At 70.6% G+C, this 9,423-nt stretch carries 6 protein-coding genes; 1 reads left to right on the top strand and 5 read right to left on the bottom strand.

Annotation, left to right across the window (positions count from 1 at the left end; translation table 11 throughout):
• The 5 genes from I9P22_RS12355 to I9P22_RS12335 form a co-directional block, all read right to left on the bottom strand.
• A partial coding sequence (locus I9P22_RS12355) for a helix-turn-helix domain-containing protein (protein WP_199259792.1) occupies positions 1-854 on the bottom strand: 854 nt, incomplete at its 3' end.
• A gap of 3 nt (positions 855-857) precedes the next feature.
• Positions 858-1,541, bottom strand: a complete 684-nt coding sequence (locus I9P22_RS12350) for a response regulator transcription factor (protein WP_199259790.1) — start codon at positions 1,539-1,541, stop codon at positions 858-860.
• Positions 1,538-2,941 (bottom strand): sensor histidine kinase, encoded by a 1,404-nt coding sequence (locus I9P22_RS12345; RefSeq protein WP_199259788.1) that lies wholly within the window; start codon positions 2,939-2,941, stop codon positions 1,538-1,540. The genes I9P22_RS12350 and I9P22_RS12345 overlap by 4 nt, the downstream gene beginning before the upstream one ends.
• A gap of 136 nt (positions 2,942-3,077) precedes the next feature.
• The gene (locus I9P22_RS12340; protein ID WP_199259786.1) at positions 3,078-6,200 is read right to left on the bottom strand and encodes an efflux RND transporter permease subunit; all 3,123 of its coding nucleotides are present in this window, start codon (positions 6,198-6,200) and stop codon (positions 3,078-3,080) included.
• A 36-nt stretch (positions 6,201-6,236) separates the two neighbouring features.
• A complete protein-coding gene (locus I9P22_RS12335) occupies positions 6,237-7,577 on the bottom strand; it encodes an efflux RND transporter periplasmic adaptor subunit (protein ID WP_199259784.1) in 1,341 nt (446 codons plus the stop codon).
• Between the two features lie 210 nt (positions 7,578-7,787).
• Between I9P22_RS12335 and I9P22_RS12330 the strand changes: the two genes are divergently transcribed.
• A complete protein-coding gene (locus tag I9P22_RS12330) occupies positions 7,788-9,419 on the top strand; it encodes an acyl-CoA synthetase (protein ID WP_199259783.1) in 1,632 nt (543 codons plus the stop codon).
• Positions 9,420-9,423 lie beyond the last annotated feature (4 nt).

Raw genomic sequence — 9,423 nt, 5'->3', positions numbered from 1 at the left:
GCCGCGATCGCCGCCGGGTCGTCGCCGCACTCGCCCGCCTCGGCCACCGCCGAGGACAGCGCGGCATCGGGCAGCGCCGCCCGGTCGCGGGCCTGCATCGCCAGCACCTCGCGTGCCATGGCCTGCGCCGCGTCCGAGGCCAGCTCGGTCGCCTCGGCGGTCTCGGGCTGGCCGGCGGCGATCCAGGCCTCGACCTCCTCCTGTGGCGACATCGGCACCGCCTCGTCCTCGAAACTGTCCAGATAGGCGACCAGCGATTGCGCGGTGCGCGACAGGCGCTGGCTGTCGCTGTCCAGGTTGGCGTGGAAGCGGTCGCGCCATTCCGGCTCGATCTCGGGCGTCTCGGCCAGGATCGAGGCGGTCGAGCGCAGCGCCGTCACCGCCGATTGCACCTCGTGCAGCGTCGCCACCAGATAGGGGTCGCGGGTCATGCGGTCCGAAAGCGCGACCAGCCGCCGCTCCAGTGCGTCGGCGCGCCGCGTCGCCGCGGCCAGCACCGAGGCCCAGCCCGGAAACCGCGCGGCGAATTCGGCGATCTGGTCCAGCTCGACGGCGATGCCCGACTGGTCCGGGACCCGCGCCGCCGCCTCGCGCAGGGCGCTGACCAGCGTCTCCTCGCGGTCCGAGGCGAGTTCGGTCGCGTCGATCTCCAGCGCCTCGGCCAGGCGGGACAGCAGCGCCTCGCCCACCGGGCGGCGGTTGTGCTCGATGAGGTTCAGATAGGCGGCCGAGATCTCGGCCCGCCGCGCCACTTCGGTCTGGCGCCGGCCCAAGGACAGGCGGCGCTCGCGGATGCGGGTGCCGATCAGTGGCCGCGCAGCGGGTGAGCGGTGGGATGAGGGCGAGCGGGCCATGGCTCAGATCCCGTCGCGTTCTTCGTCCAGGTGGCGCAGCGCCTTGACCACCAGGTCGGCCAGGCTCTGCGCGCCCAGCTTGTCCTTGAGCGTCTGGCTGACATTGGAGACGGTCTTGTAGCTGATGCCGGCGCGCTCGGCGATCTCGCGATAGGACAGACCCTCGGCGATGGCGCGCAGGATGTCGGTCTCGCGCGGGGTCAGGCGCGGGCGGGCGGGCGTGGCGCCGGGGCGTTCCATCAGCGCGATCTTGCGCGCCAGGTCGGCCGGCACGTAGTCGCCGCCCGCGGCCACCTGCCGCAGCGCCTCGCAGATCTCGGCCGAGGGCGAATCCTTCATGATGATGCCGTTGCAGCCCGCCTGCAGCGCCCGGCGGGCGACGATGGGGCTGCGATGCATGGTGAAGACCAGGATCGGCAGCGCGGCGCCGGCGGCGCGCAGCCGCGCGATCAGCCGCAGCCCGGCATGGCGCGCCTCGCCCATGGTCAGGTCCACGACCATCACGTCCGGGGCCTCGCGCCGCCAGGCCCGCCAGCCCTGCAGGGGCGTGGCTGCGGCGCTGACCCGGCATTCCAGCCGGCCGCGGGTGATCCATTCCCAGCCCTCGGCCACCACCGGGTGGTCGTCGACGATCAGCACGCGCAGCGGGGCGGCGGAGACGGGGGCGGGGGCGGCGGTCGCGGTCATCGGGCTGGTCCTTGGTCGGGCGGGCAGGGCAGGTGGAACTCGGTCAGGGTCAGCGCCCCCTCGCGGTGTGGCGGCAGGTAGCGGCCGCCAAGCGCGCTGGCCCGGTCGCGCATGCCCGATTGGCCCAGCCCGCGCCGGCTGGCGGGTGCCGGCCCGCTGCCGTCGTCGCTGACCGAGGCGACCAGCGCGCCCCCGCGCAGCGCCAGACCGACGCGGATGCTGTCCGGCCCGGCATGGCGCAGGGCGTTGAGCACGCTTTCGCGCACGAAGCGGTAAAGCGCGATCTGCCCGGCCTCGTCGGGCTCGGGCAGGTCGGGGGCGGCGTCGAGCATGATCTCGACCTGCGGGGCGATATCGGAAAATTCGATCAGCAGCTCCTGCAGCATCTCGGCCAGGCCCGCGTCCCCGGCGGGGGTCAGGCGCAGATCGTCGATGGCGGCGCGGGCGCTTTGCCGGATTGCCCCGGCATGGCGCGAGACGGCGGCCAGGGCGGCCGAAAGCGCCGGGTCGGGAAGGTCCCGCGCCCGGTCCTCGGCCTGGCCCACGGCGGCCTGCAGGGCGAAGATCTGCGGCCCGATGCCGTCGTGCAGGTCGCTGGCGATGCGGGCGCGCTCGGCCTCGGCCAGGGTCATCATCCGGCCCTGCAGGCGGCGGTTCTCGGCCCGCTCGCGCGCCAGATGCGCGGCCAGCGCGTTCACCCCGTCGCTGAGCGCGGCCAGTTCGCTGAGCCCGGTCTGCGGCGCGGGATGGTCCAGATCGCCCGCCCGCATCCGCGCCAGCGCCGCGCCCAGCAGCCCCAGCCGGCGCAGCACCAGGCCGGTGATCGCCATGGTGACGCCGATGGCGGCCAGCGCCGTCACCGCCAGCATCGCCAGGATGCGGCGGAAATCGGCCCAGGCCTCGGCGATCTCGTCCCGGGGATCGGCGCGGATCTCCAGCACGCCCAGCACGTTGGGATATTGCGCGATCGGGATCAGGTCGCTGAGCGGTTCGGGACGGATCAGCGCCGCGAACCAGCGCGGGGCAGCGTCCGGCGGCGGCTGCGGTGGCAGGCGCAGCGGCACCGGCCGGCCGGTGGCGTCGCGCAGCTCGGCTGCGACATGGCGCTGCGATTCGATATCGGCGGCGATGCTCGCTGCCTCGGCCATCATGTCGCGCCGCGCGAAGGAGGTCGGCAGCCGCAGCGTGGCGAAGGCATTGGCCAGCCGGAAGGCTGCCTGCGTCTCGTGCCGCACCGATTCGCGCGCGTTGAGCACCAGGACCGAGGCGACGATGGCGACCATGGCCAGCCAGGCCAGCGCCGAGCCGCCAAGCGCCAGCAACCGCAGCGCCACGCCATGCGGCCGGGCCCGCGTCTGGGGCGCCTGTCGCACGGTCGCGATATGGCCGGTTGCGTCCATTCCCCTCCCCGCCGCCGCGAAGGCGGCCTCCTCGGGCGAAAGACTAGGCCGGGGACGGGCGCCGGGCAAGCCGGCTGGACGGGCGAGGGGGGGATGTGGCCAGGGGCCGGAGCGGCGATCCGCCCCGGCCCGCGGCTCAGCCCTTGGCGGCGGCGGGTTCTGCCGGTTCGGGGCGGCCGAGCGCCCGGCGTACCAGCACGAAGAACAGCGGCACGAACAGCACGCCCAGCACCGTGGCCGAGACGGTGCCGCCCAGCACCGTGGCGCCGATGGTGTTGCGGCCATTGGCGCCGGCCCCGGTGGACAGCGCCAGCGGCAGCACCCCCAGCGAGAAGGCCACCGAGGTCATCATGATCGGCCGGAAGCGCTGCCGCGCCGCCTCGGTCACCGCCTCGAACAGCGGCTTGCCCTGTTCGGCCTGCTCGCGGGCGAATTCGACGATCAGGATGGCGTTCTTGCCGGTCAGGCCGATCACCGTCAGCAGGCCGACCTGGAAGAACACGCCGTTGTCGAAGCCGCCCAGCCAGGCCCCGACCAGCGCGCCCAGCACGCCGATGGGCATGGCCAGCATCACCGCGAAGGGGATCGACCAGCTTTCGTAAAGCGCCGCCAGGCACAGGAACACCACCGCCAGCGACAGGCCGTAAAGCAGCGTCGTCTGGTTGCCGGCCCGCTGTTCCTCGAGCGACAGCCCGGTCCAGGCCACGTCGAAGCCGGTGGGCAGCCGCGCCGCGATCTCCTCGATCGCGGCCATGCCCTGGCCCGAGGAGACGCCGGGCGCCGGGTTGCCCTGGATCTGCATCGCCGGCACGCCGTTATAGCGCGACAGGCCCTGCGGCCCGTAGCTCCAGCGCCCCTCGGCGAAATTCGAGAAGGGCACCAGCCCGCCCGAGCTGTTCCTGACCCGCCACTTGTCGATATCGGTCGGCACGGCGCGCGAGACGGGCTCGCCCTGCACATAGACCTTCTTGATGCGGCCGCGGTCGATGAAGTCGTTGACATAGGTCCCGGCCCAGGCGACCGAGAGCAGGCTGCCCACATCGGTGGCCGAGACCCCCATGGCGCCGGCCTTGCGCCAGTCGATGTCCAGGTTGTATTGCGCCGCATCCTCCAGCCCGTTCGGCCGGGCCTGGGCGATGCGGCCGTCCTGGCCGACCATGCCCAGAAGCTGGTTGCGCGCGTCCAGAAGCTGCTCATGCGTCTGCCCGGCGCGGGCCTGCAGGTAGAAGTCGAAGCCCGAGACGTTGCCCAGCTCGATCACCGAGGGCGGCACGATCGGGAAGACCATGGCGTCGCGGATGCCCATCAGCGCCGGGAAGGCGCGCCCGGCGATGGCCTGCACCGACTGGTCGGGGCGCGGGCGGTCCTTCCAGTCCTTCAGCCGCAGGAAGGCGATGCCCATGTTCTGCCCCGAGCCGGCGAAGCTGAAGCCGGTGACGCCGAAGAAGCTGTCGACGTTCTCGGCCTCGTTCTTCTCGAAATACTCGCCGATCTGGCTGATGACCGCCTGGGTGCGCTCGGTGGTGGCGCCGGTCGGGCCCTGGACCAGCACGAACATGATGCCCTGGTCCTCGTCCGGCAGAAAGCCGGTGGGGGTTCGCAGGAACAGCAGCACCATGGCCGCGCCGATGCCCAGATAGATCAGCATCATGCGCAGCGGCCTGCGGATGATCCAGCCCACCCAGGAGCCATAGCCCTGCATGGTCCGGTCGAAGCCGCGGTTGAACAGGCCGAAGATGCCGCGGGTCTTGTGCCCGTGCTCGTTGCGCAGGAGCGTGGCGCAAAGCGCCGGGGTCAGCGTCAGCGCCACCACTACGGAAAGGCCCATGGCGCTGGCGATGGTGATGGCGAACTGCTTGTAGATCACCCCGGTCGAGCCGCCGAAGAAGGCCATGGGCACGAAGACCGCCGACAGCACCAGCGCGATGCCGATCAGCGCGCCGGTGATCTGGCCCATGGATTTGCGGGTGGCCTCGCGCGGCTCCAGCCCCTCCTCCTCCATGATGCGCTCGACGTTCTCGACCACGACGATGGCGTCGTCCACCAGCAGGCCGATGGCCAGCACCATGGCCAGCATGGTCAGGGTGTTGATGGTGAAGCCGAGCGCGGCGAGGATGCCGAACGTCCCCAGGATGACCACCGGCACCGCCAGGGTCGGGATCAGCGTCGCGCGCCAGTTCTGCAGGAACAGCAGCATGACGAAGAACACCAGGATGATGGCCTCGACCAGCGTTTTCACCACCTCCTCGATCGAGATCAGCACGAAGGGCGTGGTGTCGAAGGGGATGACGTAGTCCATGCCCTCGGGGAAGAAGCGGGCGAACTCTTCCATCCGCGCCTTGACCCGCTCGGCGGTGTCCAGCGCATTGGCGCCCGAGGCCAGGCTGATGGCGATGCCCGAGGCCGGCTGGCCGTTGTAGCGGGCATCGGTCATGTAATCCTCGGCGCCTATCTCGACCCGGGCCACGTCCTTGAGCAGGATCAGCCCTCCGTCGGCTTCGGCGCGCAGCACGATCTGCTCGAAATCCTCGGGGGTGGACAGCAGCGATTGCGCGGTGATGGTGGCGTTCAGCATCTGCCCCGCCGGCGCCGGGCGGCTGCCGAAGGCCCCGGCCGAGATCTGGGCATTCTCCGAGGAAACCGCTGCCACCACGTCCGAAGGCGTCAGCTCGTAGGCGGCCAGCTTCGAGGGATCGAGCCAGATCCGCATGGCGTATTGCGCGCCGAAGACCTGGACTGAACCCACGCCCTCGACCCGGGAAAGGTCGTTGACGATGTTCGAGATCAGGTAGTCGGACAGGTCCACCTGCTCGTAGCGGTCGTTGGTCGAGGTCAGGCCGATCACCATGAGGAAACCCGAGGCGGATTTCTCGACCGTGATGCCCTGGCGCTGAACCGGCTCGGGCAGCAGCGCGGTGGCCTGGGCCAGCTTGTTCTGCACCTGCACCTGGGCGATGTCGGGATCGGTGCCGGTCTCGAAGGTCAGGTCCGTGGTCGAGGTCCCGGCCGAGGTCGAGCTGGACGAGAAATAGCGCAGCCCGTCCAGGCCGGTCATCTGTTGTTCGATGATCTGGGTGACGGTATTGGCCACCGTGTCGGCCGAGGCGCCGGGATAGGTGGCGCGGATGGTGACCGTGGGCGGCGCGATCTGCGGATACTGGGCCACCGGCAGGTTGAAGATCGACAGGAGCCCCAGACCCATGATCAGGATCGAGATCACCCAGGCGAAAACCGGACGGTCGATGAAAAAGCGGGCCATGTGCGGTTCCTGTGCTGTTTCCTCGCGGCGTCCGGGTCAGTTCGCCGGGGTTTCGGATTCGGCTGGTTCGGATTCGGTCGGTCCTGCTTCCGCCGGGGCTCCGTCGGTTCGGGCAGCGTCCTGACCGCCGTCCTGCGCGGCCTCGCCGCCTGTTCCCGCGGAGGCGGGCTCCTCGGCGGGCTTTTCCCCCCCGGCCGCCGGCGCGTCCGGAGCCGCGGCCGCATCGGCGCCTTCGGTCGCGGCGGCCTGGCGTTCCTCGGGGGCGACGGTCATGCCGGCACCAATCTTCTGCAGCCCCTCGACCACGATGCGGTCGCCATCGGCCAGCCCCTCGCTGACGATCCACTGGTTGCCCATATCCTGCAGCACGGTCAGCTGGCGCTGCTCGACCACGTTATCGGCATTGACGACCAGGGCGATGGGCTGGCCGCGGCGGTCGCGGGTCACGCCCTCCTGCGGGGCCAGCACCACGTTGCGGGCGGTCGCCTGCTGCACCACCGCCTGCACATACATGCCCGGCAACAGGATGCGGTCGGGATTGGCGAAGGCCAGGCGCAGCGTCACCACGCCGGTGGTCTCGTTCACATAGGGCTCGGCCGCGGTCAGCGTGCCCTCCTGGTCGAACTCGGTGCCGTCGGCCAGCCGCAGCGTCACCTTCTGCTCGGCATGCTCGGCCCCCTCGTTCTGCGCGGCCATGGCCCGGCGGAAGCGGATGACCTCGGCCGCCGACTGGGTTACGTCCACATGCACCGGGTCCAGCTTGCGGATCACCGCCAGCGGCGTCTGCTGGCTGGCGGTGACCAGCGCGCCCTGGCTGGTCTGCGCCAGGCCGATCTCTCCGTCCAGCTCGGCGCGGATGGTGGTGCGCTCCAGCTCGATCTTCGCGGTCAGCAGCTGCGCCTCGGCGACCTTGACCGCCGCCTCGGCGGCGTCGCGCGCGGCGATGGCGTTGTCGGTGGTGCTTTCGCTGGCGACGCGGCGGTCGCGCAGCGCCCCGACCCGTTCGGCCTCGCGCCGGGCGTTCTCGGCCTGGGCGCGGGCCTGGGCGACGGCGGCCTCGGCCTGGGCGACGGCGGCCTGGTAGGTGGTTGCGTCGATGCGGAACAGCGGATCGCCGATCTTGACATGGCTGCCCTCGTCGAACAGGCGCTCGGTGACGATGCCGTTGACCTGCGGGCGCACCTCGGCCTCGGCCGAGGCGGTCACCCGGCCGGGCAGGGTGGTGGTCAGGGCCACGTCCTGGGTATGGACCGTAACCACCGTGACCGCCGGCGGCGGCATCTGCGACGGATCCTGGGCCATGGCTGCGGCGGGGATGAGCCCTGCCGAAAGCGGCAGGATCAGGGAAATCGCCATGCGGCGCGCAAGCGCTGACATCGTTCTAGCTCCGGGCAGTCTGCTGACGGGAACATAACGAACAGTTTAGATGGCGATGATCAATCCCCAATCGTTTCGGTCCGTTTCGACCCCGGCGCCCTGCGGCGCATGCGCCCATGGCGCGCGATCCCCATGGCAATCCGCCGCGTGGCTGGGCTAGGCTGCGGCGCGGGACGCGCCTTGGGCGCCGGATGAACGGGGGGAGTGATCGTGCCGAATTACGACATCTACAGTCAGGGCCTCGACGCCTGTGCGGCCAATTTCGAGCAGCTGTCGCCGCTGCGCTTCATCGAGCGGACGGCGCAGGTCTATCCCGAGGCGCTGGCCGTGGTCCATGACGGCGTGCGCCGCAACTGGGCCGAGACCTACGCGCGCTGCCGCCGCATCGCCGGGGCGCTGTCGCGGCGCGGCATCGGCAAGGGCGATACCGTGGCGATCCTGGCCGCCAACATCCCCGAGATGTTCGAGAGCCATTTCAGCGTGCCGATGACCGGGGCGGTGCTCAACGCCATCAACACCCGACTGGATGCCGAGGCGGTGGCCTTCATCCTGGCGCATGGCGAGGCCAGCGTGCTGCTGGTCGACCCGGAATTTGCCGAACTGGCCGATCGCGCCGTCAAGATCGCCCGCGGGCGCGAGATCCTGGTGGTGGACATCCTTGACCCCAGCTTCCCGGGCGGCGGCCGGGCCGGGCGGCTGACCTATGACGCGCTGCTGGCCGAGGGCGATCCGGATTTCGACTGGCGCATGCCGGACAGCGAATGGAACGCCATCTCGCTGAACTACACCTCGGGCACCACCGGCGACCCCAAGGGCGTGGTCTATCACCACCGCGGCGCGGCGCTGAACGCGCTGGCCAACATCACCTCCTGGGGAATGCCGCATCATGCGCGCTATCTCTGGACCCTGCCGATGTTCCATTGCAACGGCTGGTGCTTTCCCTGGACCATTGCCGCCAATGCCGGGGTCTGCGTCTGCCTGCGCGCCGTCAGGGCCGAGCCGATCTTCCGCCTGATCCGCGAGGAACGGGTGACGCATTTCTGCGGTGCGCCCATCGTGATGAACATGCTGGCCAATGCGCCGGACGCGCTGAAGGATTTCGACCATCCGGTCAAGGCCATGGTCGCCGGCGCGCCGCCGCCCGCCTCGGTCATCGCCGCCGTCGAGGCGATGGGCATCGAGATCACCCATGTCTATGGCCTGACCGAGACCTACGGCCCCTCGGTGGTCTGCGCCTGGAAGGGCGAATGGGACGGGCTGGAGGCCGAAGAGCGGGCGCGGCTGAAGTCGCGCCAGGGGGTGCGCAACCCGGCGCTGGGCGGGCTGATGGTCGCCGACCCGGCGACGCTGGAGCCGGTCCCGGCCGACGGCCGGACCATGGGCGAGATCTTCATGCGCGGCAACATCGTCATGAAGGGCTACCTAAAGAACCCCTCGGCCACGGAAAAGGCGTTCCGGGGCGGCTGGTTCGCCTCGGGCGATCTGGGCGTCCTGCATCCGGACGGCTATATCGAGCTCAAGGACCGCTCCAAGGACATCATCATTTCGGGCGGCGAGAACATCTCCTCGATCGAGGTCGAGGACGTGCTCTACAAGCATCCCGACGTGATGGAGGCCGCGGTGGTCGCCCGTCCGGACGAGACATGGGGCGAAACCCCCTGCGCCTTCGTGGCGCTGAAGCCCGGCCGGGTGCTGAGCGAGGCCGAGCTGATCGCCTTCTGCCGGCTGAACATGGCGCGCTACAAGGTGCCGAAGACGGTGGTGTTCGGCGAATTGCCCAAGACCTCGACCGGCAAGATCCAGAAGTTCCTGCTGCGCGACCGGGCGCGGGCGCTGGGCTGATTGC

It is taken from the genome of Paracoccus binzhouensis (genome assembly GCF_016446475.1).
GTDB lineage: Bacteria > Pseudomonadota > Alphaproteobacteria > Rhodobacterales > Rhodobacteraceae > Paracoccus > Paracoccus binzhouensis.
This window is presented reverse-complemented; position numbering and strand designations above follow the sequence as displayed.